The organism is Paraburkholderia solisilvae (genome assembly GCF_902859875.1).
In the GTDB taxonomy this organism is placed as follows: Bacteria; Pseudomonadota; Gammaproteobacteria; order Burkholderiales; family Burkholderiaceae; genus Paraburkholderia; species Paraburkholderia solisilvae.
In genome coordinates this window covers 172,303-197,489 of record NZ_CADIKF010000003.1, presented here as the reverse complement: position 1 = coordinate 197,489, position 25,187 = coordinate 172,303, and the positions used below count along the sequence as shown (strand labels likewise).

Annotated in this window: 20 protein-coding genes, 3 tRNA genes and 1 pseudogene; 17 read left to right on the top strand and 7 right to left on the bottom strand. The window is 65.0% G+C overall.

Going from position 1 to position 25,187, the window contains the following annotated elements:
- The first annotated feature begins 150 nt into the window (after positions 1 to 150).
- The 5 genes from era to nagZ all read left to right on the top strand — a co-directional run bounded on the left by era (position 151) and on the right by nagZ (position 4,340).
- Positions 151 to 1,050, top strand: a complete 900-nt coding sequence (gene era / locus HV675_RS03540; protein ID WP_377700518.1) for a GTPase Era — start codon at positions 151 to 153, stop codon at positions 1,048 to 1,050.
- Positions 1,037 to 2,029: a DNA repair protein RecO gene (recO, locus tag HV675_RS03535; protein WP_175109369.1), complete on the top strand. Its 993-nt coding sequence runs from the start codon at positions 1,037 to 1,039 to the stop codon at positions 2,027 to 2,029. The genes era and recO overlap by 14 nt, the downstream gene beginning before the upstream one ends.
- Positions 2,026 to 2,790 (top strand): pyridoxine 5'-phosphate synthase, encoded by a 765-nt coding sequence (pdxJ, locus tag HV675_RS03530; protein WP_175109368.1) that lies wholly within the window; start codon positions 2,026 to 2,028, stop codon positions 2,788 to 2,790. The genes recO and pdxJ overlap by 4 nt, the downstream gene beginning before the upstream one ends.
- A gap of 14 nt (positions 2,791 to 2,804) precedes the next feature.
- Complete coding sequence (gene acpS / locus HV675_RS03525) at positions 2,805 to 3,215, top strand: holo-ACP synthase (protein WP_175109367.1); 411 nt, start codon at positions 2,805 to 2,807, stop codon at positions 3,213 to 3,215.
- A 96-nt stretch (positions 3,216 to 3,311) separates the two neighbouring features.
- The gene (nagZ, locus tag HV675_RS03520; protein ID WP_175109366.1) at positions 3,312 to 4,340 is read left to right on the top strand and encodes a beta-N-acetylhexosaminidase; all 1,029 of its coding nucleotides are present in this window, start codon (positions 3,312 to 3,314) and stop codon (positions 4,338 to 4,340) included.
- Between the two features lie 221 nt (positions 4,341 to 4,561).
- Here the strand turns inward: nagZ and HV675_RS03515 are convergent, their stop codons facing one another.
- The 4 genes from HV675_RS03515 to earP form a co-directional block, all read right to left on the bottom strand.
- Positions 4,562 to 5,944, bottom strand: a complete 1,383-nt coding sequence (locus HV675_RS03515) for a sigma-54-dependent transcriptional regulator (RefSeq protein WP_175109365.1) — start codon at positions 5,942 to 5,944, stop codon at positions 4,562 to 4,564.
- A gap of 397 nt (positions 5,945 to 6,341) precedes the next feature.
- Positions 6,342 to 6,548 carry a CsbD family protein gene (locus HV675_RS03510; protein WP_175109364.1) on the bottom strand — a complete coding sequence of 69 codons (207 nt, stop codon included), beginning with the start codon at positions 6,546 to 6,548 and terminating at the stop codon, positions 6,342 to 6,344.
- A gap of 301 nt (positions 6,549 to 6,849) precedes the next feature.
- Positions 6,850 to 7,407: an elongation factor P gene (efp, locus tag HV675_RS03505; protein WP_175109363.1), complete on the bottom strand. Its 558-nt coding sequence runs from the start codon at positions 7,405 to 7,407 to the stop codon at positions 6,850 to 6,852.
- Positions 7,408 to 7,465: 58 nt separating this feature from the next.
- Positions 7,466 to 8,620 carry an elongation factor P maturation arginine rhamnosyltransferase EarP gene (earP, locus tag HV675_RS03500; protein WP_246270087.1) on the bottom strand — a complete coding sequence of 385 codons (1,155 nt, stop codon included), beginning with the start codon at positions 8,618 to 8,620 and terminating at the stop codon, positions 7,466 to 7,468.
- Positions 8,621 to 9,072: 452 nt separating this feature from the next.
- On the opposite strand from earP, the gene uvrC reads away from it, so the two are divergent.
- From uvrC to HV675_RS03470, 6 genes are all read left to right on the top strand, one after another.
- A complete protein-coding gene (gene uvrC / locus HV675_RS03495; protein ID WP_175109361.1) occupies positions 9,073 to 11,466 on the top strand; it encodes an excinuclease ABC subunit UvrC in 2,394 nt (797 codons plus the stop codon).
- Positions 11,467 to 11,636: 170 nt separating this feature from the next.
- The gene (gene pgsA, locus HV675_RS03490) at positions 11,637 to 12,230 is read left to right on the top strand and encodes a CDP-diacylglycerol--glycerol-3-phosphate 3-phosphatidyltransferase (protein WP_175109360.1); all 594 of its coding nucleotides are present in this window, start codon (positions 11,637 to 11,639) and stop codon (positions 12,228 to 12,230) included.
- A gap of 166 nt (positions 12,231 to 12,396) precedes the next feature.
- A tRNA-Gly gene (locus HV675_RS03485) sits at positions 12,397 to 12,472 on the top strand.
- 129 nt (positions 12,473 to 12,601) lie between these two features.
- Positions 12,602 to 12,677, top strand: a tRNA-Gly gene (locus tag HV675_RS03480).
- Positions 12,678 to 12,892: 215 nt separating this feature from the next.
- Positions 12,893 to 12,966: transfer RNA gene (locus tag HV675_RS03475), tRNA-Cys, on the top strand.
- Between the two features lie 203 nt (positions 12,967 to 13,169).
- The gene (locus HV675_RS03470) at positions 13,170 to 13,664 is read left to right on the top strand and encodes a GNAT family N-acetyltransferase (protein ID WP_175109359.1); all 495 of its coding nucleotides are present in this window, start codon (positions 13,170 to 13,172) and stop codon (positions 13,662 to 13,664) included.
- Between the two features lie 155 nt (positions 13,665 to 13,819).
- On the opposite strand, the gene HV675_RS03465 is transcribed toward HV675_RS03470, so the two are convergent.
- Complete coding sequence (locus HV675_RS03465; RefSeq protein ID WP_246270086.1) at positions 13,820 to 14,233, bottom strand: copper chaperone PCu(A)C; 414 nt, start codon at positions 14,231 to 14,233, stop codon at positions 13,820 to 13,822.
- Positions 14,234 to 14,335: 102 nt separating this feature from the next.
- On the bottom strand, positions 14,336 to 14,917 hold the full coding sequence (locus HV675_RS03460; RefSeq protein ID WP_175109357.1) for an SCO family protein: 582 nt from the start codon (positions 14,915 to 14,917) through the stop codon (positions 14,336 to 14,338).
- A 502-nt stretch (positions 14,918 to 15,419) separates the two neighbouring features.
- On the opposite strand from HV675_RS03460, the gene otsB reads away from it, so the two are divergent.
- Together otsB and otsA are read left to right on the top strand one after the other, a co-directional pair.
- Positions 15,420 to 16,169, top strand: coding sequence for a trehalose-phosphatase (gene otsB, locus HV675_RS03455; protein WP_175109356.1), 750 nt, complete (start codon positions 15,420 to 15,422; stop codon positions 16,167 to 16,169).
- Between the two features lie 85 nt (positions 16,170 to 16,254).
- On the top strand, positions 16,255 to 17,706 hold the full coding sequence (gene otsA / locus HV675_RS03450) for an alpha,alpha-trehalose-phosphate synthase (UDP-forming) (protein ID WP_175109355.1): 1,452 nt from the start codon (positions 16,255 to 16,257) through the stop codon (positions 17,704 to 17,706).
- A 246-nt stretch (positions 17,707 to 17,952) separates the two neighbouring features.
- Here the strand turns inward: otsA and HV675_RS03445 are convergent, their stop codons facing one another.
- On the bottom strand, positions 17,953 to 19,791 hold the full coding sequence (locus tag HV675_RS03445) for an ABC transporter ATP-binding protein (protein WP_175109354.1): 1,839 nt from the start codon (positions 19,789 to 19,791) through the stop codon (positions 17,953 to 17,955).
- 871 nt (positions 19,792 to 20,662) lie between these two features.
- Between HV675_RS03445 and HV675_RS03440 the strand changes: the two genes are divergently transcribed.
- The 4 genes and pseudogenes from HV675_RS03440 (at position 20,663) to HV675_RS03425 (ending at position 25,010) form a co-directional block, all read left to right on the top strand.
- On the top strand, positions 20,663 to 21,727 hold the full coding sequence (locus tag HV675_RS03440) for a glycosyltransferase family 4 protein (RefSeq protein WP_175109353.1): 1,065 nt from the start codon (positions 20,663 to 20,665) through the stop codon (positions 21,725 to 21,727).
- 248 nt (positions 21,728 to 21,975) lie between these two features.
- Positions 21,976 to 22,809: pseudogene (locus HV675_RS32365) on the top strand (hypothetical protein); the annotation flags it as partial.
- Between the two features lie 798 nt (positions 22,810 to 23,607).
- Entirely contained in the window at positions 23,608 to 24,072 is a 465-nt protein-coding gene (locus HV675_RS03430) for a DUF2214 family protein (RefSeq protein WP_175109428.1), read from the top strand.
- Between the two features lie 95 nt (positions 24,073 to 24,167).
- Entirely contained in the window at positions 24,168 to 25,010 is an 843-nt protein-coding gene (locus HV675_RS03425) for an NAD-dependent epimerase/dehydratase family protein (protein WP_175109351.1), read from the top strand.
- The last annotated feature ends 177 nt before the right edge of the window (positions 25,011 to 25,187 follow it).

The following is a 25,187-nucleotide window of genomic DNA, read 5'->3' as shown; positions in this document are numbered from 1 at the left end:
GCAGGCCACTGATTCACCCCGATCCACGCGGATTGACCCCGACAGTTTCCGATTGATTCACCCGATTACCGCCGCCGTGCCGCAGCTTCTGCTGTTCCCGCGTGTCTGTCGCGCGATGCACGCCGGTCTTCGTTTGCCGTAGCCCGAAATATGAACACGCTCACTCCCCCTGGATTCCGCTGCGGCATGGTTGCCATCGTTGGCCGTCCGAACGTCGGCAAGTCGACGCTGATGAACGCGCTGGTCGGCCAGAAGGTCAGCATCACGTCGCGCAAGGCGCAGACGACGCGTCATCGCATCACCGGCATCCGCACGCTCGACGACGCGCAGTACATCTTCGTCGATACGCCCGGTTTCCAGACGCGCCACAGCGGCGCGCTGAACCGTTCGCTGAACCGCGCGGTGACGTCGACGCTGACGTCGGTCGACGCGATCCTGTTCGTGATCGAAGCGGGCCGCTTCGGGCCGGACGATCAGCTGGTGCTCGATCTGATTCCGCCGTCCGCCCCGGTGCTGCTGATCGCAAACAAGCTCGATCGCGTGAGCGACAAGGACTCGCTGTTCCCGTTCATGCAGCAGATGGCCGGCTTGCGCGATTTCAAGGAAATCGTGCCGCTGTCGGCCAAGAACCCGGACGACATCCAGCGGTTATTCACGACCGTGAAGCCGTATCTGCCGGAAGGCGAGCCGATCTACGGCGAGGACGATCTGACCGATCGCAGCGAGCGTTTTCTCGCCGCCGAGATTCTGCGCGAGAAGGTCTTCCGCTGGACCGGCGACGAGTTGCCGTACACGAGCACGGTGGTGATCGACAAGTTCGAGACGGAAGGGCGCCTGCGCCGTGTTTTCGCGACCATTCTTGTCGAGCGCGATTCGCACAAGGCGATGATCATCGGCCAGAAGGGCGCGAAGCTGAAACAGATCAGCACCGAGGCGCGTCTCGATATGGAAAAGCTGTTCGACGGTCCGGTGTACCTCGAGACCTTTATCAAGGTGAGGAGCGGGTGGGCCGACAACGAAGCCGGACTGCGTGCGTATGGGTACGAATGACGCATGGATGACGCAGCCATCCGAACCCGGCGCTGACGATCCGCCCGAGCCGGCCGCGCCGGCCCGCGCGCGCGCAAAGCGCCCTTCATCGAAACCGTCGAAGCCGTCCGCGGCGGCGCGTACGCCCGGTGACGATATCGCCGACCAGGCGCTGCTCGAAGCGCGCGGGCAGTCTGAAGATCAGACTGCCGGTCAAACCCATCCCAAAGCAGGCGAGCGGCGCGCGACGAAGTCCGCGCGACGCCCGTCGCGCCCGCCCGTCTCCGAATACCGCATTTCCGAGCAGCCGGCGTTCGTTTTGCACAGCTACCCATACCGCGAAACCAGCCTGATTCTCGACGTACTGTCGCGCGATCACGGCCGCCTCGCGCTTGTCGCGAAAGGCGCGAAGCGTCCGCATTCGGCGCTGCGCGGCGTGCTGCAGACCTTCCAGCCGCTCTCGCTCGCCTGGACCGGCAAGTCCGAGATGCGTACGCTGACCGGCGCCGAATGGGTCGGCGGGATGCGGCCGCTGGCCGGCGACGCGTTGCTGTGCGGTTTCTATGTGAACGAACTGCTGGTCAAGTTCTGTGCGCGCGAAGATCCGCATCCGCAGCTCTTTCATCACTATATGGTGACGCTCACGCGTCTCGCGCACGACGAGCCGCCGGTCCAGGTGCTGCGTTCGTTCGAGCGCGTGCTGCTGCGCGAGACCGGCTACGCGATGGCGCTCGACCGCACGGTCGCGCGGCAGCCGGTCGTACCGGGCGGCCGTTATGTGTTCGACCCGGCGCGCGGCGTGTGCGATGCCTCCGACGATGTACCCGCGCCATGGCCGGTCGTATCCGGCCAGACCTTGCTCGATATGGAGCAGGACGATTACCATCGTGCCCAGACGGTGGCGCAAAGCAAGACGCTGATGCGCTTTCTGCTCAATACGTACCTCGGCGGCACGCCGCTCGCGACGCGCCAGATCCTGATCGACCTGCAGAACTTATGAGCTTCTTTCTCACGTCGCCGAATGTGATCGACCTCGGCGTCAATATCGACCACGTCGCCACGCTGCGCAATGTGCGCGGCGCGGCGTACCCCGATCCGGTCCGCGCGGCGCTGGCCGCCGAAGACGCGGGCGCCGATGCGATCACGCTGCATTTGCGCGAGGACCGCCGGCATATTATCGATGCCGACGTGCGTGCACTGCGCCCGCAGCTGAAAACGCGGATGAACCTCGAATGCGCGGTCACGCCGGAGATGCTCGATATTGCCTGCGACGTGCGGCCGCACGACGTGTGCCTCGTGCCGGAAAAGCGCGCGGAGCTGACGACCGAGGGCGGTCTCGACGTCGCCGGCCGTTTCGATGCGGTGCGCGCCGCGTGCAGCCAGCTCGCGCAGGCGGGTTCGCGCGTGTCGCTATTCATCGATGCGCAAGACGAGCAGATTCGCGCCGCGCACGAAGCCGGCGCACCGGTGATCGAACTGCATACCGGCTGTTACGCGGAAGCGCACGATGCAGCCGGAGCGCAGCGCGAATATGAACGCATCGTACGCAGCGTCGAGCTTGGCCGTTCGCTGGGGCTCAAGGTGAACGCGGGGCACGGCCTGCACTACACGAATGTGCAGCAGATCGCGGCGATCGACGGGATCGTCGAATTGAACATCGGCCACGCGATCGTTGCGCACGCAATCTTCGCCGGCTGGGACAACGCGGTGCGCGAGATGAAGGCGATCATGGTCGCCGCGCGTCTTGCCGCGCGCGCCTGACGCACGGGCGCCGCATGGCGATCTACGGCATCGGCACCGACGTCGTCCAGGTGAGCCGCGTGGCCGCGGTCATGGAACGCACTGGTGGCCGTTTTGCCGAGAAGGTGCTCGGAGCGGACGAACTGCGTGTCTACCATGCGCGTAATGCGCGCTCCGCGGTGCGCGGTCTCGCGTTTCTCGCGACGCGTTTCTCCGTCAAGGAAGCGTTCTCGAAAGCGATCGGCCTCGGCATGCACTGGCCGATGACGTGGCGTGCGCTGCAGACACTCAATGAAGCCGGCGGCAAGCCCTATGTGGTCGCGTCCGGCGAACTGGCCGACTGGCTTGCCGCGCGCGGCATCACCGCGCGCGTGACACTTTCCGATGAGCGCGACTATGCGGTGTCGTTCGTGATCGCTGAAACCGGCGCGGAGACCAGCAATTAGCCGCCCGTCTCATCATTCACCCTGTCTGAATTTCCCGGTCGCGGCGCGCTGCACGGGCCGCGCCGCCCACCTCTCTCTTTCTTCTTCCTCCGTTCGATGAAAACCTCTCCTGGACCGGTCATGCTCGACGTCGTCGGCAAGACGCTCAACGCGGCCGACAAGCGCCGCCTCGCTCATCCGATGACGGGCGGCGTGATTCTGTTTGCGCGGCACTTCGAAAGCCGCGCGCAACTGATCGCGCTTACCGACGCGATCCGCGACGTGCGCGACGACCTGCTGATCGCGGTCGATCACGAAGGCGGCCGCGTGCAGCGTTTTCGCACCGACGGCTTCACGGTGCTGCCGTCGATGGGCAAGCTCGGCGCGCTCTGGAACGACGACGTGCTGCACGCGACTCAGGTCGCGACGGCGGTCGGCTATATCCTCGCGGCCGAACTGCGCGCATGCGGTATCGACATGAGCTTCACGCCGGTGCTGGACCTGAACTACGGTCACTCGCAGGTGATCGGCGACCGCGCGTTCCACCGCGACCCGCGCGTCGTGACGATGCTCGCGAAGAGCCTGAATCACGGGCTCGCGCTTGCCGGCATGGCGAACTGCGGCAAGCATTTTCCGGGGCACGGCTTTGCCCGGGCCGATTCTCATATCGCAGTGCCGGTCGACGAGCGCGCGCTCGACGAGATCCTCGCTGAAGACGCCGCGCCGTACGATTGGCTCGGCATGTCGCTCGCGTCGGTGATTCCCGCGCACGTGATCTATCCGCTCGTCGATCCGAAACCGGCCGGTTTTTCGCGCATCTGGCTGCAGGACATTCTGCGCGGCGCGCTCGGTTTCAACGGCGCGATCTTCAGCGACGATCTGTCGATGGAGGCCGCGCGCCAGGGCGGCACGCTGACCGAGGCCGCGACCGCCGCGCTCGAAGCGGGCTGCGATATGGTGCTGATCTGCAATCAGCCGGAAGAGGCGGGCAAGGTGCTCGACGCGCTGCGTTTCAAGCCGTCGAAGGCATCGCGCCGGCGCATCAGGCGCATGCGGCCGCGCGGCAAGGCGCCGACGTGGAGCAAGCTGATCGAGGAGCCCGAGTATCGGCAGGCGCAAGCGTTGTTGCGCGACGCGTTTGAGTGACGCTGAGCGCAGCACCTGAGCGACGCGCGTTCGATTTTGCCTATGCCGCGCCGCCCGGGGCGGCGATGCCGGAATGCGCGCGGTCGCGAGCCTTCAATCGAAGCGCGGCAAATCCAGCGAAAATGCGCATACCCAAAAAGGAACGCGCACGCCAGGTCGGCGTGCGCGTTTTTCATTCAACTGCGGGCAATCGCGTTTTTGCCGCGACCGTCCGTCATCCGTCAGTTCAACCGCATCCGCTGCAGCTTGTTGTACAGCGTCTTCGGACTGATGCCGAGCAGCGACGCGGCGCGGTGCCGCGTGCCGCCGACCGCGTCCAGCGTCGCGCGAATCAGCATTTCCTCGACATCCGCGAGCGGCGTGCCGACGGTGACCTGCACACGGCCGCCGTTCAGATCGCGGCCGCCGATGCCGTGCGCTTCGTCGGCGCGCAGCGTCTCGAGCACATCGCCCGACGCCTGATATGCGCGGCGCACGCGCTCCTGCAATTCGCGCACATTGCCCGGCCACTCGTACGCGAGACACTCGCGCAGGAAATTCGGCGCGATCAGCTTTGTCGCGTCGGCGACACCGCGCGCGTTCGCTTCGCGATTCAATTCGTCGATCAGCGACTCGGCGAACAGCGCCGGGTCGTCGCCGCGCTCGCGCAGCGGCGGCAGCGACAGCGCGGCGGCTTCGAGACGCAGGCCGAGGTCTTCATGCAGCGAACCGTCCGCGACCGCGGCGCGCGGCACTTTGCGGGTCGATGCGATCAGCCGGAAATCGGTGACCACCTGGTGGGTGCCGCCGACGCGCATGAACGTTTGTGAATCGAGCGCGCGCAACAGCGCTTCCTGCTGCGGACGCGGCAGCAGCGCGATTTCGTCGATAAAGAGCGTGCCGCTGCTCGCCTGTTCGAAGAGGCCCGGCTCACGCTGCTCGGCGCCGCTGAACGCGCCGCGTTCATGGCCGAACAGCAGGCTGTCGAGCGGCCGTCCGCCGCCGACGGCCGCCGCCGCGCGGCAATCGAATACGATAAACGGCCCCTTGCGGCGCCGGCTCATCTCATGCAGCGTGCGCGCCGCGACTTCCTTGCCGGTGCCGGCTTCGCCGGAAATCAGCACGGCCGCCTCGGTCGGCGCGACATGTTCGATGGTGTCGTAGATATGCTGGATCGCGCCGCTGCGGCCGATCATCGGCCCGAAGCGGCCCATCTGGCGCAGCTTCGCGCGCAGCGTCTGCACTTCTTCCGTCAGTTCGTACGGACGCGGAATGCGCGCGAGCAGGCTGCGCAGGCGCGGAATATTGACCGGTTTGAGCAGATAGTCCCAGATGCCATGCCGCAATCCTTCAATCGCGCTCTCGACCGTCGCGTTGCCGGTCATCACGATCACCGGCAGCGCACCGCCGGGCGGCTGCAGCGGCAGATGCTGCAGCAGATCGAGGCCGCTGCCGTCCGGCAGATTCAGATCGACCAGCACGACGTCCGGGATGAAGCGCGTCAACGCGGCGCGCGCTTCAGCGAGCGTGATCGCGGTGTCCACCGAAAAACCGTCGGCGGCGAGGATCGCCGACAGGCCGGACAGGCTGTTGGGATCGTCTTCGACAATCAGGGCATGTGGCATAACGAGCGCAATTTTTTCAAATGGACGAAAACCCGCGGCGCCGGCTGTCCGGCCGCCTGCGGGCACGATATCGGATGGGTGCTGCCGGACGAATTTCCGGCACGACGGTTCGACGCATATCTTTTGATCCTGTTGTCTCCACAAACGCTCTTGAACCCTGCGTGTTACGTCCTTGCTCTTGCTGTTACGTGCCTGCTGCTACATCCCTGTTGCTACGTCCCTGCTGTTGCGCGTCGCCATCTGACACACCCGCGCGAGGCGGGGCAAACTCGGCCGCGCGGCGGCGACGGTGTCCGGACAGAAAACCCTGTGGTCCGGTCGGACACGCGTGCATCCGCGTCGCTTGTCTGGCGGCCCTGTGCGCGAACCCACGCGCACGGTGCTGCATAAAACCTGACTACAGGTTCCGGTTCGCGTCGAAAAAGCGTTGCACTTCGCGTACCGCTTCCTCACGGGTCTTGCCGTAACGTTCCTGAATCAGCCCGGCCAGCTTGTCCGCCCGGCCTTCCGCCTTGGTCAGTTCGTCGTCGGTCAGTTCGCCCCACGCGGTCTTCGCCTTACCCAGCATCTGCTTCCACTTGCCTTCGGCAATGTCGTTGTTCACTGGCACACCTCCCTGTTCAATGGACAACCGCTTCGGTTCCGGCCTCAGACTGAAACCTGAGCGGGTTCCATGCGGGCAAGCAGAGTACGTGCCAGATCAACAATGTGCTGTTGAATCAATGCGCTGACGTTTGGGCGGGCAGGCTTTGCCCGTCTTGTCGTGCGCAAATTTGCATAGAATTCCGGTAAAGATTTCCACCACCATACACGGTCGGGGAAAAAAGAAAAAGCGCCCAAAAAGGGCGCTTTCGCGGGAGCCGGCCGAGGCGCGGCGCGGCTTTTGAGTGAAGCCTGCGCTTTCCTTACGCGCGGCTGCGATACTCGTGCGTGCGGGTATCGATTTCAATCTTGTCGCCGATGTTGCAGAAAAGCGGCACCTGCAGTTCGAAGCCGGTGTTCAGCTTCGCATTCTTCAGCACCTTGCCCGACGACGTGTCGCCCTTGACCGCCGGCTCCGTGTAGATGATTTCGCGGACCAGCGTGGTCGGCAGTTCGACCGAGATCGCCTTGTCGTTGTAGAACACCACTTCGCAGGTCATGCCGTCTTCGAGGTAGTTCAGCGCATCGCCCATCATTTCCGCTTCGACTTCGAACTGGTTGTAGTCCGCGTCCATGAACACATACATCGGGTCCGCGAAGTACGAGTACGTGACTTCCTTGCGATCGAGCACGACCACGTCGAACTTGTCGTCGGCCTTGTAGACCGTTTCCATGCCTGCGCCCGTCAGCAGATTCTTGAACTTCATCTTGACGACGGCCGAGTTACGGCCCGATTTGTTGTATTCCGCCTTCTGCACGACCATGGCGTCATTGCCGATCATCACGACATTGCCGGTGCGGAGTTCCTGAGCGATCTTCATAAAACTGTCCTGTACAAAATAGATGCCGCGTCTGCAACGGCGGCCGTTGGCTAACCGCTTATTTTAACTGAGATTTTGCGAATCTGGCCAGATTTCCGGCGAGGTCGCCGGCGCGCGCGAGTTCGTGCGCCCATCCATTCGCGCGTGCCCTGAAGGCCGGCAGATGAACCGCAAAATCGGTCCAGAGCGCGTGCCAATCGGGCGCGCCGGCGCCATTCCATGCGTGCCAGAAACGCGTGAGCGCGTCGCGCGCGGCGAACGGTAGCGAGGCCGCGTAATGCGTGAGCGCGGCGTCGAGTTTCGGTAGATGCGCGTCGTCCGCTTGCGGGTAGATATGCCAGACGAACGGGCGCGCGGCCCACTGCGCGCGTACGAACGAATCTTCGCCGCGCACGAAGTTGAGGTCGCTGGCCCACAGCAGACGGTCGTAGCCGGGCTGATCGGTGAACGCGAGCGCATGCGCGGTGAGGCTGCCGCGTTCGGCATGCGTGCCGGCCGCGAACGATGGCAAACCGAAGCAGCGCGCGAGCGCGCCGGAGATGCGTCCTTCGGGGACCAGCAGCACGACCGGTCCGGCCGAGTCGCGCCACGCTTCGAGCAGCGCATCGACGGCGGGGTTTTCGTACGCGAAGAGCGAAATCACGGTCGTGCCGGCGGCCGGCGGCGGGACGCCGACCGTGTCGCGCCACCACGCGGCGCGCGCGTCCTGCGACTGTTCGAACGCGGCCCGTTGCGCGTCCAGATCGTGCTCCTTCAGCACGCCGCCGGTGCCGGGCGCGAGCCCGGGAAAGAAAAACGTCTTCACGAGCGGGTAACGCGGATGCGGCGACGGCCGCAGATGAAAATCCGTCACCCAGTCTTCCGCGCTCAGGTATTCGAGGTTGAACCACACCGGTGTGCTCGCGCGGCGCGCCATCGCGGCGACGTAGACCGGCGGCAGTTCGCACGCGAACGCCTCGATCACGACGTCCGCCACCTCGAGCGTCTCGCCGGCATGCGTCGGCTCGTGCCAGTGCTCGACGACGATTCCTTGCACGGTCTGGCGCGCGCGCGCGGTATCGACGGCCGGGCAGAGCGCATGAAACGCGCGCAGATCGTCGACCAGCACGCGCACCTGCCAGCCGTGTTCGGCCGCAAGCTGGCGCGCGAGGCGCCAGCACACGCCGATATCGCCGAAGTTGTCGACCACCGCGCAAAAGATATCGCAGGCGATCGCGCTGTCCGGCGCGGCCGAGGGCTCGCGTTGCGCGCCGGGCTGCGGTGGCTGTGCCTGCTGCGCGTGCTGCGATCGCCGATGCGGTTGCAACACGCGCGGCGGGTGGGCCCGGCGAGGCGAGTGCGCGGATGGGCGGACGGCGGAGCAGGCAGCAGCGGACATGACAATGGCGGCCGTGATAACGGAAAAAGCGGTAACAGGCGGGCGTCGGGCGGAACGCATTTCGCGAATGTATTGCGCGAACCTGCTGCGAGCGTCAAGCGGATGCGGGCGCGACGGGGGCGGAATGCTCTAAACTGGCGATTTTAAAGCAGCCGGCGCCAGAGCCACCGAGTTTGAAGCCGTCCGGTTTGACGCATCTTTCGAACCCAGACCGACTCCAGACCGGCCCGATCTGCTGCGATCGCCTGTTTTTATCGCTGCCCGCGCGGCAATCCGTCCGATTCTGCATGACCCATACCGACGCTTCCGACACGCCGCCTGTCTTCGAGCCGAAAAAAGTGCTCGCGCAATTGCCGCATCTACCGGGCGTTTACCGCTACTACGATGCGAGCGGCGCGGTGCTGTACGTCGGCAAGGCGCGCGACCTGAAAAAGCGCGTGTCGAGCTACTTCACGAAGACGCTGCTGTCGCCGCGTATCGCGATGATGGTCACGCGCATCGCGCGTATCGAAACCACCGCGACGCGCTCCGAAGCCGAAGCGCTGCTGCTCGAGAACAACCTGATCAAGGCGCTGGCGCCGCGCTACAACATCCTGTTTCGCGATGACAAGTCGTACCCGTATCTGAAGCTCGCCGGCCATCGGTTTCCGCGCATGGCGTATTACCGCGGCGCGGTCGACAAGAAAAACCAGTACTTCGGGCCGTTTCCGAGCGCATGGGCGGTGCGCGAAAGCATTCAGATCCTGCAGCGCGTGTTCCAGTTGCGCACCTGCGAAGACTCGGTGTTCAACAATCGCACGCGCCCATGCCTGCTGCATCAGATCGGGCGCTGTACCGCGCCGTGCGTCGGCGCGATCAGCGAGGAGGACTACGCACGCGATGTGTCGAACGCGTCGCGCTTTCTGCTCGGCCGCCAGTCGGAGGTGATGAAGGAGCTCGAGCAGAAGATGCATGCGTTCGCGGCCGAGCTGAAATTCGAGCAGGCGGCGGCGGTGCGCAACCAGATGAGCTCGCTGTCGACGGTGCTGCATCAGCAGGCAATCGAAGTGGGCGGCGACAACGACGTCGACATTCTCGCGGTGGTCGCGCTCGGCGGACGCGTCTGCGTGAACCTCGCGATGGTGCGCGGCGGGCGGCATCTGGGCGACAAGGCGTATTTCCCGGCGCATGTCGAGAGCGCGTTGACGATCGACGAAGGCGGACTCGGCGATGAAGCCGCGGGAGACGGAGATGGCCTGCCGGGCGCGCGCGGCGAGCTCGCCGCCGGTGTGGGAAGCGCAGGAGATGCGCAAGAGACGCGGGCGCGATCGATCGACGGGAACGGGCAACGCGATTCGGGCGGCACGGAGGAAGGAGCGGATTCGACCACGCTCTCCGATGCGCGTGCGGACCTGATCGGCAACGTGCCGCTCGACGCAGCGGCGTCGAATGACGCAAGCGCAGCGGATGATCGCGAAGAAGATGCCGGCGCGGCGGATGAAGCCGCCGAAGCCGCAGGCGCCGATGCCGATGAAGCCGCAGGCGCAGACAGCGCAGACGCAGACGTCGCGTTCGCCCACGCCGATCCCGACATCCCCGCCACCACCGTCGCGGCCGCCGCCGGCGCCACCGCCACTACACGCTCGCGCGCACCGGGCATCGAATCCGAAGTGCTCGAGGCGTTTATCGCGCAGCATTATCTCGGCAATCGCGTTCCGCCGGTGCTGGTGGTCAGTCACGCGCCCACGAACCGCGAACTCGTCGAGCTGCTGACCGAACAGGCCGGCCACAAGGTCACGGTGCTGCGCCAGCCGCAAGGCCAGAAGCGCGCATGGCTCGCGATGGCCGAGCAGAACGCGCGGCTCGCGCTCGCGCGTCTCTTGTCCGAACAGGGTTCGCAGCAGGCGCGTACGCGCGCGCTGGCCGACACGCTCAGTCTCGAATTCGAAGACCTCGCGAAGCTGCGCATCGAGTGCTTCGACATCAGCCATACGATGGGCGAGGCGACGCAGGCGTCGTGCGTCGTGTATCACCATCACAAGATGCAGTCGTCGGAGTACCGGCGCTACAACATCACCGGCATTACGCCCGGCGACGATTACGCGGCCATGCGTCAGGTGCTCACGCGCCGCTACGAGAAGATGGTCGCGCAGGCCGCGGCGAATGCCGCCGACGAGGCCGAGACGCTGCAACCCGATGCGGCGGCGGACCCGCTCGTGACGCCCGACGCGGCGGAGCCCATTGCCGCGGGCGGCACCTTGCCGAACATCGTGTTGATCGACGGCGGCAAGGGACAGGTCGAAATCGCGCGCCAGGTGTTCAACGAACTGGGGCTCGATCTCTCGATGCTGGTTGGCGTCGCAAAAGGCGAAGGGCGCAAGGTCGGTCTCGAAACGCTGGTGTTCGCGGACGGCCGCACGGCGCTCGAACTCGGCAAGGAAAGCGCGGCGCTGATGCTGGTCGCGCAGATTCGCGATGAAGCCCATCGCTTCGCGATTACCGGGATGCGCGCGAAACGCGGCAAAACGCGCCAGACGTCGCGTCTCGAGGAACTCGAAGGGGTGGGCGCAAAGCGGCGTCAGCGGTTGCTGGCGCGCTTTGGCGGCTTGCGTGGCGTGGTGGCGGCGAGTGTCGACGATCTGGCGAGCGTCGAAGGTATTTCGCAGGCGCTCGCCGAACAGATTTACCGGCAGTTGCACTGACGATGCACCGGCGCGACGCCGCGTCGTGCGCACGCGGGCGCGCGGCGGATGGCCGGACGCGCGTCGGTTGTGGGCGGTTGGCCGGACTTCGCCGGACGTTTGTTGGCTTGTGGCTGTCTCATTGAGACGGCACAATTGCAACTCCATTTTTCAGAATCCTGTCGCCGCCCATGCCGTTCAATTTCCCCATCTTTCTGACGTGGCTGCGGATCGTGCTGATTCCACTCGTCGTGGGCGTGTTCTATCTGCCGAACACGATGTTGAGCCCCGAGCACCGCAGTCTGGCGGCGATGGTGATCTTCATTCTGGCCGCGCTGACCGACTGGTTCGACGGGTTTCTCGCGCGCAAATGGAACCAGACCTCGGCGTTCGGCGCGTTTCTCGATCCGGTCGCCGACAAGCTGATGGTGACCGCGGCGCTGCTGGTGCTCGTGCAACTGTCGCGTCTGGACGCGGCGATCGCGCTCGTGATCGTCGGCCGCGAGATCGCGATTTCGGCGCTGCGCGAGTGGATGGCGCAAATCGGCGCATCGAAGAGCGTCGCGGTGAATTCGCTCGGCAAGTTCAAGACCGCGTGCCAGATGGTCGCGATTCCGATGCTGCTGCTGTATGGGCCGGTGCCGTTTCCGGGCGGCTTCGTGCTCGATACGCGCGTATGGGGCCTGTGGCTGATCTATCTCGCGGCGGTGCTGACGATCTGGTCGATGCTCTATTACATGAAACTCGCGTGGCCGCAGATTCGTGAGCGCGGCGGCACGCTTTAAGCGGCGCGGCGGACGCGCTGGATGCCGCGACAGAAAAGGGGTTGACACGTTTCAGTGCTTTATCCATAATCTCGTCTCTCCGGTGCAGGCGGTTCTGAATGGATGTGCCGGAATCAGCGGTAGCAGCGCGGCGTACGTAATGCAGCAGTCGCGCAGTAGTCGCAATGCGGGAGTAGCTCAGTTGGTAGAGCGCAACCTTGCCAAGGTTGAGGTCGCGAGTTCGAGACTCGTCTCCCGCTCCAGGTTTCGAAGCGGCGCGCGGTCAACGTGACGGGTAGTGGTCGATGTTGGCGCAGCGTCGGTTCAGCAGGTCACAAGGTAATGCACTGCAAGTGGCGGGTCGGTCAGTCGAGCGCCGTTTGCAGAACCACGCGGGAGTAGCTCAGTTGGTAGAGCGCAACCTTGCCAAGGTTGAGGTCGCGAGTTCGAGACTCGTCTCCCGCTCCAGCAATAATGGGAAGCAAGCTGGGGAAGCAAAGCTTCCCTTTTTATTTGGCTGCTTGTTTGGCCGTTTATCTGGCCATGTTATTCGGCAGGCCCGTTTGGTCCAAGCACATTGGCCCAGGCACATTGGCCCAAGCACATTATCTGCGGACCGTTGCGCGTGCAACTTTAGCAACGTATCCCGGTTTCGCAGTCCGCAGGTTCCGTAGTCCGCTTACGGCGCGATAGCAAAGCGGTTATGCAGCGGCCTGCAAAGCCGTGTAGGCCGGTTCGACTCCGGCTCGCGCCTCCAGAAAAAGCCCCGATCAAGTTGATGAACTGGTCGGGGCTTTTTACTTTGGCGCTGTGTTTTGATTTTTCGCGCGGCCGTTTGTGTTAGCCGCAAGCACGCAAGCGAACGTCACGCCCGAGTGTCGAGCAACGCTGGTTCGGCGTGTCATCATCGCTGCTTCAGCGGCGCGCGCGACGCGCATTCATTTATTTTCAGACACGATCATGTCCGATCCGCAATCACCCGCGACAACGCCGATGCCTACTTTCGACTGGCGCTGGAAGGCCTTCGACGACCTGACCCATATCGAGGTCTACGACATGCTGGAGGCGCGCAGCACAGTCTTCGTGATCGAGCAGACGTGTCTGTACGGCGATATCGACGGGCTCGATCGCGACGCGTGGCATCTGCTTGCCTACGGTTCGGACGCGCCGCGCGCGAAGCTCGCCGGTTATCTGCGCGTGCTGTTGCCCGACGCCGGCGACCCGGATATCCGCATCGGCCGCGTGCTGACCACCGCCGGTTTTCGCGGCGTCGGCCTCGGCAAGGCGATACTCGAACGCACGTTGAGCCATATCGATGCGCAGTGGCCCGGCACGCCGATTCGCCTGCATGCGCAAGCGCATCTGCAGGCGTTCTATGGTGCGTTCGGCTTCGAGCCGGTGTCGGACGTGCATGAAGAAGACGGCATCCCGCACGTGTGGATGCGTTCAGCCTGATCGGCCTGATACCTGCGCGCGGATGGTGCGAACGACGTGACGCGTGTACGGCATGGGACCATGCGGCGACGCGCGAGCACTATCGATACGCGTCGAGCGGGCGGCACATGCGCAACCGCCGTCGAGCGCCGCGCCCGCACCTTCACGAAGTATCGTCAGTTCGTCTGCGCTGGCGACTTCACCGGAAACGCCGTATCGACGGTCTCGCCATCCGAGAAATGCAGCTTCAGATGCACGGTGTCGCCCGGCGCGATCTTGTGCTTCGCATCTTCGAGCATCACGTGATAGCCGCCCGGCGAGATTTGCGCTTCGCCATGCGCGGGCACCGTGAGCTTGTCGACCATCACCATCTTCTGCGTCGAGCCGCTCGATACCGTTTGATGCAGCATCGCGCTGCCGTAATCGGCGCTCGACACGTCGACCAGATCGATCGGTTTGTCGCTGCTGTTCGCGAGCGTCACATAGCCGGCGGCGGGCAGGTCGTTCGGCAGCCAGCGGACCCACGCGTTCTTCACGGTGATCGCCTCGCCGGCGCCGGCCGCGAGAGCGGGCGTGCCGGCGGCGCACATCACGGCGAAGGCAAGCGCGTAACCGTAGCATGGGATCGAAGTCAGAGGTCTCATGTTGTTGATCATCTATTGTGGGTAGCGGGGAACCGTCGGCGGAAAGCGTCAGGAACGGACTTCAATGATACGTCGCAGATCCTGCGCGATCTGGTCCGGCGTGTTCTGGTCGGTGGCGAGCAGCCGCGCGTGGCCTTGCGCATCGAAGATATACACCGCCGAACTGTGCGTCACGTCGTAGTTGCCGTTGGGGTCGCGCTTTTCCATCTGATACGCGACACGGTAGCGTTGCGCGAGGCCTTTGATCTGCGCATCGCTGCCGGTGAGGCCGCGCGCATGCTGGGCGTCGAACGCGCCGACATAGTCGTGCAGCGCTTGCGGCGTGTCGCGCGCGGGGTCGACCGTGACGAACAGGATACGCACGCGTTGCGCGTCCGGGCCGAGCTTGCCGAGCACCTGCATCAGCCGCGCCATCGTCTCCGGGCATACGTCGGGACAATGCGTGTAGCCGAAATAGACAAGCGTCGTATCGCCTCTGAATGCGTCGCCGGTGACGGGCTTGCCGTCGTCGCCGGTCAACGTGAAGTCGAGATCCGGCAGATGTCCGGAGACGTCAGTCAGTTGCCATGGCGCGTCGTGATGCGAGCAGGCGGCAAGCAGCGCCGCTGAGCAGAGTGCGGCGGCCAGCACCGCAGCGAACCGGGTGAGCGGCGCCCGCCGGTGGGCCGCGCGGGTCGAGCGGGCATTGCTTGTGCGACGGACGTCTGCAGCGCGTGTGGCGCGCCGCCGTGTAAGAGAGATTTTGGGGAACAAAGCCTTTATCACCGACTCGATTTATCGAGATACATCGGGAATCGCGAGCCGGCACGGCGCGTTCGTGCAGCCCATTTGGAGCAAAGACGGCAACAATGCGGTTCGCGGCAGTGGCAGCCACTCTAGCGCAATTTCCGGTGCTGCGTCGCGCCTCGGCCGCCCGATGCGGCGGGCGGGGCAATATGACGCAGCGCGTGAAAGGCGGATGAAGCCGGATTGTTCCATTTTCGAACGAAATCCGCGGTGGGCTTGCGGTTGGCTGTGGTGGGCCCCGTGTATCCCTGTGGCCGCCCGCTCCGATGTCTCGATTAATCGACCGATGCGCGGTAAGATGCGCACACTTTTCCGGCTGAAAGCGGCTGAAAGGCAAGACAAACCGATGCAAGCACCTCCCGCAGTTCTCGCTCCAACCGAATTCGCGTTCTTCTTCGACTTCGACGGCACGCTCGTCGAGCTCGCTCCGACTCCCGACGGCGTGCTCGTGCAGGCCGATACACTCGCGTTGCTGACCGAACTGCGCGCGCTGACGCACGGCGCCGTCGCGATCGTATCGGGGCGCGGCATCGACAGCATCGACGGCTTCCTGCGCATGCCGGATCTGCCGGTCGCCGGTCTGCACGGCGCCGAGCGGCGCGACGCCAATGGCGACACACAGCGCGTCGGCTTCAACGACGACCGTCTGCTGCGCATGGAGCAGGTGCTCGCGGAGGTCGTCAACCAGCATCCGGGCATGCTGCTCGAGATCAAGGGCGCGTCGCTTGCGCTGCACTACCGCAATGCGCCGGACCGTGAACCGCTCGCGCGTGCGGCGACCGCGCGCCTCGTGGCCGAGTACCCGGGCGCCTATGTGCTGCAGCCGGGCAAGATGGTCTACGAAATCAAACCGAAGGATGTCGACAAGGGCCGCGCACTGCGCGCGTTCCTCGACGAGCCGCCGTTCGCGGGCCGCAAGCCGGTGTTCGCCGGCGACGATCTGACCGACGAAAAGGGCTTTGCGGTCGCCAACGCGAACGGGGGCGTGTCGATCAAGGTCGGCGGCGGCGATACGGTTGCGCGCACGCGCGTCGATTCGGTGAGCGCGCTGCATGAATGGCTCGCGGCGGTGGTCGCGGCGGCGCGCCACGCATGAAGCGGCTGCCGGCTTCTTCCCTATTTTTCATTGCGCCGCCGCCTGCCGCGGGTCTGCTGCGTCTTCAATCGGGGAACCGCGCGTCATGAGCCGCCTCATCATCGTATCGAACCGGGTTGCGCCGATTTCCGAAGGCGGCCCCGCGGCGGGCGGCCTCGCAGTCGGTGTCTACGATGCGCTGAAAGAAACCGGCGGCATGTGGTTCGGCTGGAGCGGCGACGTGCTCGCGTCGGGGCAGCCGCAGATCAAGCTCGAGGAGCGCGGCCCCGTCACGTTTGCGACGATCGGCCTCGTGCGGCGCGACTACGATCAGTACTACCGCGGTTTTTCGAACGCCACGCTATGGCCCGCGTTTCATTACCGCGCCGATCTGCTGCAATACGACCGCCACGATTTCGAAGGCTATTGCCGCGTGAACGCGTGGCTCGCGCAGCAGCTCGTACCGCTGTTGCGCGCCGACGATGTGATCTGGGTGCACGACTATCATCTGATCCCGTTCGCGCAGGCGCTGCGCGCGGCAGGTGTGACAAACCGCATCGGCTTTTTCCTGCATATTCCGTTTCCCGCATCGCAAGTGCTGCTCGCGGTGCCGCCGCATCGCGCGCTGGTCGAAGCACTGTGCTCGTTCGATCTGCTCGGTTTTCAGACCACGCCCGATTTGCGCGCGTTCTGCGATTACGTCGTTCATGAAGCGGGCGGCAGCATCGATGCGCGGCCCGCGGCGGCGGCCGAGCCCGTGCTGATCCATGCATTCGGCCGCACGCTGCGCGCGGCCGCGTATCCAATCGGCGTCTACCCCGACGAGATCGCCGAACTCGCGAAGGCGGGCGAGCGCGGCAAGCCGGTGCGCACAATGAAAGCGACGCTGCACACGCGCAAGCTGATCATGAGCGTCGACCGGCTCGATTATTCGAAGGGGCTCGTCGAGCGCTTCCGCGCATTCGAGCGGCTGCTCGACCAGGCGCCGGCCCAGCGCAACAACGTGTCGTTCCTGCAGATCGCGCCGCCGACGCGCGCCGATATGCACGCGTACCAGGAAATCCGGCTGCAGCTCGAAGGCGAATCCGGCCGTATCAACGGCCGATTTGCGGAGCTCGACTGGACGCCGATTCTCTATATCCATCGGCAGTATGAGCGGCCGGTGCTGGCGGCGCTGTTTCGCACCGCGCACGTGGGCTATGTGACGCCGCTGCGCGACGGCATGAATCTGGTCGCGAAAGAGTATGTGTCCGCGCAGGATCCGGAGGACCCGGGCGTGCTGGTGCTGTCGCGCTTCGCGGGCGCCGCGCAGGAGCTGACCGGCGCGCTGATCGTGAACCCGGTCGATATCGACGATATGGCCGATGCGCTGGCCGCCGCGTTGTCGATGCCGCTCGCCGAGCGGCAGGCGCGCTATCGGGACATGATCGCGCAGTTGCGCGAGAACAATGTGTCAGTGTGGCGCGATAACTTCATGCGCGACCTGCAGCGCGTGGAGCCGTCGCCGTCTGTCGATGAAGCGTCGCAACGCGAAGAACGGACGGGTGTAGCGAACTGATTGGCGTCGTGGCAGGTGGGGTGCCGCTGCGCGTCGGGTCGGCACCGCGCGAGCCTCGCCATGCGTGCGGTTGCAAGATTTTCCATGCGCTTGCACATCGCGCCACGTCGCTGCCGGCTGGCTGCTCACGTTTGCGGCCGCTCAAATAAAAACCGCTTCGAACACACCATTCGAAGCGGTTTTTTTCATTCGACGCGCGGCAGGCCGCGAGGCGGCTGTTCCCGCCCGCCACCGGCGGTTCCATCATCAGGCCACGTGCTGTTCGTCGATCTTCTTGCTGCCGCCCACGTGCAGCGTGTTCGTCTTGCCGAACTGTTTGGTCAGCAGATCGCGATAGAGACCCGGACGGTTGCGCAGCTCTTCCGGGCTGCCGTCGTCGATCACCTTGCCAGTGCTCATCACGATGATGCGGTCGAAGTTGTGCAGCGTCGACAACCGGTGGGCGATCGCGATCACCGTGCGGCCGACCATCAGCCGGTCGAGCGCCTTCTGGATCGCTTCTTCCGACGCGCTGTCGAGCGCGGAGGTCGCTTCGTCGAGCAGCAGGATGGGCGAATCCTTGAGGATTGCGCGCGCGATCGCGATGCGCTGCCGTTGGCCGCCCGACAGCTTCACGCCGCGATCGCCGACGATCGTATCGAAACCTTCCGGCATCGCTTCGATAAAGTCCGTGCAGCGCGCGTCACGCGCGGCCGCGAGCACTTCTTCGCGCGACGCGTCGGGCCGGCCGTACGCGATGTTTTCGTAAATCGTGCGATGAAGCAGCGAAATGTCCTGCGGCACCAGTGCGATCGCGCCGCGCAGACTTTCCTGCGTGATGCCCGCGATGTCCTGGCCGTCGATCTTGATCTGCCCGCCTTGCGGTTCGTAAAAATGCTGCAGCAGCGCGAGTACGGTCGACTTGCCGGCGCCCGATTTGCCGATCAGGCCGACGCGCTGACCCGGCTCGATATTCAGGTCGAAGTGGTCGAGAATCGGCCGGCGGCGCGGATAGGCGAACGTGACCTTGTCGAACGTGACGCGCCCGCCTTGCGGGATCAACTGGGTCGCGTCGTTGCGATCCGGCATGCCGTGCGGCTCGAGCAGCGTTTTCACCGCTTCGGCCAGACGCGCGACGTGCTGCGTGACGTCGACCAGCGCGACCGCGAGGTCGCGCGTGCCGTGCAGGATCGTGAAGCCGAGCGAGCTGACGAGCACGATGTCGCCGGACGTCGCACGCCCGTGATCCCACAGCCACAGCGCCCAGCCGAGCAGCCCCGCGGACAGCAGCGCGGTGATCACCGCGTGCAGCAGGCGCAGCCGCTCCAGATACAGCAAGCTGTTCTGGCGCGCGTCCATTTCGGCCTTGACCGTCGCGCCGAAACGCTTCTGTTCGCGAAACGTCATGCCGAACGCGCGCACCAGCGCCATGTTGCCGATCACGTCGACCAGCTCGCCGTCAACGGCCGCCGCTTTGGAGGCGAACGTCTGGTGGCGCGCCGAACCGCGCCCGGCAAGCTTGTACAGCACGACTGCGAGGATCGCCGAGCAGGTCAGCAGCGCGGCGGCCATCAGCGGATTGACCGCGATGATCATCACGATGGCGCCGACCACCGCGATGCACGGCGGCAGCACATTCCAGGCGGTGGTGTTTTCCGCCGTGTATACCGCATTTGACGTGGCGGTGATCCGGCTCGCGAGCGTGCCTGGCTGCTTTTCCGCGTAGTAGGTCGGCGAATGGCCGCTCAGGTACTGAAAGAGGTCGCGGCGCAGGTCGCCGGTGACGGCGACGAAGGTGTGCGCGGCGAACCAGCCGCCGACGCGCCACAGCAGGTTGTCCGCGGCGATCAGGCCGACGAGGATCGCAAACGCGCCCCACAGCGGCCCGGGATGGTGCCGCCCCTGGCCCAGCACATCGATCAGATGTTTGATCGCGTATTGCGACGCGAGCGCGCAGCCGACCGCGGCGAACACGCTGCACAGCACCACCGAATGCGCGAACGGGTGGCGGCGGATAAAGCGAAATAGGAACGCAAGCGGCCGTTCCGCATAGCTCGCGAGCTTTGCGTTATGGGCATTACGCTGGGCAATGGTGAGATGTTCCAATTGTGCGTGCTGTCGTCTGAAGTCGGGTTAGGTCATCGGTCACGGGTAGCCTCGTAACACAGCGTAGGTTCCGCATTGTAAACATGCAAAACGGAATTCGGCCCGCGGAAAGTCGAATTACGGCAGCGCCGGACGCAAATCATTTCAAGATGACTGGCGTGTGACGCTTGGCTGCGAACTGCCTGTGGGCTAGGCCAGCCACGTGGCTCGCAGTTTTTCGAGATATAATTACAGTTTGCATTCAAATTGGGCGTCGTGGGGTGTTGCGGGTGCAGGAAGCGCTTCGATGCCCCTGTATGATGCGCTGCGTTATACGCGACAACGGTGTAAAACATCGCTCCGATGCGTTGCAAAGCAGGAACGGGGCCTGCGGCGCGGGCATCCAGGGGGCCATATGCCGATCCGCAAACGACGCCGGCCAGTCGGAAGAACGGGCCGATACGGGGTGGGATCGTGCGGTTGCATCGCATCAAAACACTGGCCTGAAACACACTTTCGCGACGCGCGCCAGTACAAGGCTCTTAATGTAGAACTGTCTTAGAAAACAAGGGTTTGCAAAGTGTTTCCCCTTTGTAACAACGTAAAGTCTTTGAAATGTGCGCGCCATCCTAACGGGTCGGCATTGATAATGCGTGCTCGGTCGGCCGGATGACTGACATTTGTCAACGCTTGCGCTTGCGGTGCGTTTACCGCGAGTACGGCGGGTGACGGTGGCCAATGCTGGCGTGCCTACCAGGCGATCCATCGCAGAATTTCTCGAAGAAGCCGCTATGCGCCGGCGTCGCAACCGGCCATGCAACCTTGGCGAGCACGCGAGTCGCTTTTACAAACTGCAGTTACTTAGCCTGATCTTTTACGAGGAGTTCTTCACATGCGAATCGCTCAAATTGCTCCGTTGCACGAGGCGGTTCCGCCGAAGCTGTACGGCGGTACGGAACGGGTCGTGTCTTATCTGACGGAAGCACTGGTTGAGCAAGGTCACGACGTGACGTTGTTCGCAAGCGGCGATTCGCAAACTTCGGCGAAGCTCGAAGCGTTCTGGCCGCAAGCATTGCGTCTGGACCCGACGATCCGCGACGTGATGGCGCCGCACATGCTGCTGCTCGAAGAAGTGCGCCGCCGCGCGGACGAATTCGACGTGCTGCATTTCCACATCGACTATTACCCGTTCTCGCTGTTCGCACGCCAGCCGGTGCCGTTCCTGACCACGATGCACGGCCGTCTCGATCTGCCCGAACTGCAGCCGGTCTTCAACACGTTCAGCGACGTGCCGGTCGTGTCGATTTCGGACAACCAGCGCCAGCCGCTGCTGCAGGCCAACTGGCTGCAGACGGTCTACCACGGTCTGCCGGAAAACGTGCTTACGCCGATCCCCAACGTCGAGCCGGGTTACCTCGCATTTCTCGGTCGCGTCTCGCCGGAGAAGGGCCTCGACCGGGCAATCCACATCGCCGGCCAGGCTGGCATGAAGCTCAAGGTTGCCGCCAAGATCGACAAGGCCGATCGCGCCTATTACGAAGAAGTGATCAAGCCACTGATGGCGCTCCCGCACGTCGAGTACATCGGCGAAATCGGCGAAGCCGAAAAGCGTGAGTTCCTCGGCAACGCGCACGCACTGGTGTTCCCGATCGACTGGCCGGAGCCGTTTGGCCTCGTGATGATCGAAGCGATGGCGTGCGGCACGCCGGTGATCGCGTTCAAGCGCGGTTCGGTGCCGGAAGTGATCGAGAACGGCGTGTCGGGTTTCGTCGTCGAAGACGAAATCAGCGCGGTCGCCGCCGTCAAGCGTCTGTCGCAACTGCCGCGCGCGACCGTGCGCAAGGCGTTCGAAGCGCGCTTCTCGTCGAAGGTGATGGCGCGCAACTACGTCGCGACCTACGAGGAACTGCTGCGCCAGAAGCGCCGCACGGTGCTGCGCGAAGTCAACGCAAGCTAGGCTGAAAGCGCGCGCCGCGCTTGCGGCGCTTGCGTCACGAGGTTCTGACGACGCCCCGCGTGCTGGAGTGCACGCGGGGCGTCGTTGCGTCTGGGGCGCCGGGAAGCACCTGGAAGCGCAACGTCGGGATGCGCAACGCATTGAGCGGCGCGTTCGGCGTGCGCAGGGATGAGCCGGTCTCGCAATATCCCTATAATGGCCGTGCCGCAAAATGCGCGGGCGGCATCATGGACACGAGGAGAGGGGCTTTGGCGAGAACGAAACAGACGCGTGCGAATGCGGTGCCGGGTGCCGGTACGATCTTCGCGCTGCGTGCGATCGGTCTCGTGATTCTCGCGCGCTGGCTGTTCTCGATGTCCGAAATGGACATTTTGACCGCGTTGTCCGCGATGGCATCATCGCCGTGGGCCTGCATCAACCTCGTCTTCCTGTTTCTGCTAATTTTCCTGCCGGGCGCGCGCGCCCGCGCCGAGCGTCCGTTCCATCCGCTGCCGCAATGGCTACGGCAGGCGCTGCGGCTGTTCGCGTTGCTTGGTTTTCTGTTTGCTGTCTGGTCGGTCGGCGCGTTCGTGTGGGCGGTCGGCTGGCGGCGCGCCGTTCATGCGGTCGCGGCGACCAACGGCTGGCTGATCGCGGCGCCCGCGCTCTACGCGGCCGTGCTATGGATCTGCCGGCCGCGCGCGCTGTGGCGCACGAATATCGGCGCACGCCGCTTTGCGATTGGCCGCTACGCGATTTCGATTGATCATGTGACGCGCACCGCGGTGGTCTGGATGGAAAGCCGTAAGGTTGGCCAGTACGATGCGCGCGAACTGTCCGTGCGCTGGCCGGACACGCCGGCCGGCGGCGCGCGCCGCGCAGGGGGCGCGAGTGGCGCGGAGCCGGATGCGCCGGGTTCGGGTTCGGCGGCAGCCGGTGTTGCCGGGCCGCGTGCCGACGCGGCGGGCGACGTTGCGACCGGTGCGGGCGTTTCGTTTGATGCCGCGTCAGGCGCTGCCGGGCCGCGTGCCGATGCGGCGGGCGACGACGCTGCGCCCAATGCGGGGCCTTCGTCGGATGCGGCGCGAAACGCCGTTAGCTCGCGCGCCAACGTATCCGGCGAGGCTGAGCCCGATGCGGCCGTCGCGCATGATGCCGCGCCACGCACGGTTGCCTTGCGCGCCGACGCATCCGGCGTGACCGCGCCGGGCACGCTCACGCAGCACACCGACGCGCACGAGCCGGACGCCGCCGCAGCAGCGGGCGAGACCGGCGCATCGTCCGCGGACAATGCGCCGATGACAGCCGGCGGCGATGACGCAAGTACGCAGGATCAGCAACCTGAGGCGGCTTCGACCGGCGCACCGGCGGCGGCTGGCGCAGGCCGTGTCCCGGTGTTGACGTCATCCGCGGCTGACGCGCGGCCGACGCAGCGCGCCAGTCTCGCGGGCTGGCTGCGCCGCCCGAAGATCGAATTGATGTGGGATTCGCCGGCGGCGGCGGGTCACAACCGGCAGACGGTATTTCGTGTGCCGCTCGTGTCGGAGGGCGATCGCGTCGCCGCGCGCGCGCTCGATGTAAGCCTCAGGCAAGCCTGATGCGCACGTAGGGTGCGCGGTGCCCGTCAACCACGTAGCGGCATCTCGGCGCGACTGCGTCGGCGGGTTCCAACGCGCATGGACTATCCGTGTCCGGATTGCCTTCGTAGTGGATGCCGCGCGCGAACTGCATGATCCCGGCCCGCGCCGGTTTTCCGTCGGCCCGACGGGGCGCGCGACGGTGAGGTTCGTTGCGCGCGCATCGATCGTCGACACCCGCCGCGCGGCGCACGAGGCCAGGCTGATGGCACGGATAACGAAACAAAACGCGAATACGAAGAGACCCACCCTATGGAGATGTCCTTGTTGATCCGCTGGCTGCTTGCCAGCCTTCATTTGCTCGGCTTTGGCCTGGCGCTGACCGCGATCATCGCGCGCACGCACGCGCTGCGGCGCTGCGCGTCGGCGCAAGGTCTCGCCGGCGTATTTCTCGCCGACAATGTCTGGGGCCTGTCCGCGCTGCTGCTGATCGTCACCGGCTCGGTCCGCGCGTTCGGCGGTGTCGAAAAGGGCGCGTCGTTCTACATGCAGGAGCCGCTCTTTCACGTGAAGATGGGCGCGCTGGTGTTGATTCTGCTGCTCGAAATCGTGCCGATGATCGCGTTGATCCGCTGGCGCATCGCGCTCAGAAAAGGCATCTCGCCACCGCTGGTCCGCGTGCATCAGTTCGCGGCGATCGGCGCGGTGCAGGTTGCGCTGCTCGTCGTGATGGTGTTTGCCGCGGCGGGCATGGCGCGCGGCGTCGGCATGCAGGGCACCGACTGGTAGCCGGTACCGGCGGCGCAGCGAGCGGCGGGCCGGGGTGTTCGCCGCCGCGTGCACCGTCGTCGTTTTTATCAACGTTCGATCTGGAACAACCCGTTATGACCGACCAACAGACGCCGCCGTCCACGGCGCGCAAACCCTTTCATCGTCTTCTGCTGACCGGCGCCGCCGGCAACCTCGGCGCGCAGCTGCGCGACGCGCTCGGCGCGTGGGCCGATGTCGTGCGGCTCTCGGATATCGCGCCGCTTGGCGAGCTCGCGAGCCATGAAGAAGGCGCGAGCGTCGATCTCGCCGATCGTGCGGCGGTCGATACGATGCTCGAAGGCGTCGACGCCGTCGTGCACCTCGGCGGCATCTCGATCGATGCGCCGTTCGACGATCTGCTCGACGCGAATATTCGCGGGCTGTACAACCTGTACGCGTCGGCCGTGAAGCATCGCGTAAAGCGTATCGTGTACGCGAGCTCGAACCACGTGGTCGGCTTTCATCCGGTCACCTCGGTGGTCGACGTCGATGCGCCGCTGCGGCCCGACAGCCTGTATGGCGTGACGAAGTGCTTCGGCGAAGCGCTGTCGCGCTACTACTTCGATCGCTTCGGCATCGAGACCGTGTGCCTGCGCATCGGCTCGTCGTTCGAAGCACCGAAAAACCGGCGCATGCTCGTCACGTTCCTGAGCTTTCGCGATTTCATCGAACTCGTGCGCTGCTCGCTGTTCACGAATCGCGTGGGTCACGCGATCGTGTATGGGGTGTCGGATAACCCGACGAAGTGGGTCGACAACACGAAGGCTTCGTATCTCGGCTTTCGTCCGCAGGACAGTTCCGCGCAGTTCGCGCATCTGTTCGAACCGGCCGCGCCGACCGCGGACTTCGACGATATCGCGCAACGCTTCCAGGGCGGCCCGTTCGCGGCGGCCGCGCCGCTCGAACGCGACGCCTGATACCTGAGCGGGCGGTCAAACCACAGAGCGGTCAAAAACAGGCGTGCGGGCGGTTGTGCTCGCACCGCCGCGGTGCGGGCGCAAGCGGAGATCGCGTGCTGACGGATGCGCGACGATTGGCTGACGGGGCGCGCACCGCGTACCACGCACCACGCACCACGCACCACGCACCACGCA

What these genes read in the sequence shown, in the direction of transcription:
- nagZ (WP_175109366.1), top strand. Translation starts at nt 3,312, where the DNA reads ATGAAAACCTCTCCTGGACCGGTCATGCTCGACGTCGTCGGCAAGACG.
- HV675_RS03470 (WP_175109359.1), top strand. Translation starts at nt 13,170, where the DNA reads ATGTCCGATCCGCAATCACCCGCGACAACGCCGATGCCTACTTTCGAC.
- era (WP_377700518.1), top strand. Translation starts at nt 151, where the DNA reads ATGAACACGCTCACTCCCCCTGGATTCCGCTGCGGCATGGTTGCCATC.
- HV675_RS03515 (WP_175109365.1), bottom strand. Translation starts at nt 5,944, where the DNA reads ATGCCACATGCCCTGATTGTCGAAGACGATCCCAACAGCCTGTCCGGC.
- otsB (WP_175109356.1), top strand. Translation starts at nt 15,420, where the DNA reads ATGCAAGCACCTCCCGCAGTTCTCGCTCCAACCGAATTCGCGTTCTTC.
- acpS (WP_175109367.1), top strand. Translation starts at nt 2,805, where the DNA reads ATGGCGATCTACGGCATCGGCACCGACGTCGTCCAGGTGAGCCGCGTG.
- HV675_RS03440 (WP_175109353.1), top strand. Translation starts at nt 20,663, where the DNA reads ATGCGAATCGCTCAAATTGCTCCGTTGCACGAGGCGGTTCCGCCGAAG.
- HV675_RS03465 (WP_246270086.1), bottom strand. Translation starts at nt 14,233, where the DNA reads ATGTGCGCCGCCGGCACGCCCGCTCTCGCGGCCGGCGCCGGCGAGGCG.
- recO (WP_175109369.1), top strand. Translation starts at nt 1,037, where the DNA reads ATGGGTACGAATGACGCATGGATGACGCAGCCATCCGAACCCGGCGCT.
- efp (WP_175109363.1), bottom strand. Translation starts at nt 7,407, where the DNA reads ATGAAGATCGCTCAGGAACTCCGCACCGGCAATGTCGTGATGATCGGC.
- HV675_RS03425 (WP_175109351.1), top strand. Translation starts at nt 24,168, where the DNA reads ATGACCGACCAACAGACGCCGCCGTCCACGGCGCGCAAACCCTTTCAT.
- uvrC (WP_175109361.1), top strand. Translation starts at nt 9,073, where the DNA reads ATGACCCATACCGACGCTTCCGACACGCCGCCTGTCTTCGAGCCGAAA.
- pdxJ (WP_175109368.1), top strand. Translation starts at nt 2,026, where the DNA reads ATGAGCTTCTTTCTCACGTCGCCGAATGTGATCGACCTCGGCGTCAAT.
- otsA (WP_175109355.1), top strand. Translation starts at nt 16,255, where the DNA reads ATGAGCCGCCTCATCATCGTATCGAACCGGGTTGCGCCGATTTCCGAA.
- pgsA (WP_175109360.1), top strand. Translation starts at nt 11,637, where the DNA reads ATGCCGTTCAATTTCCCCATCTTTCTGACGTGGCTGCGGATCGTGCTG.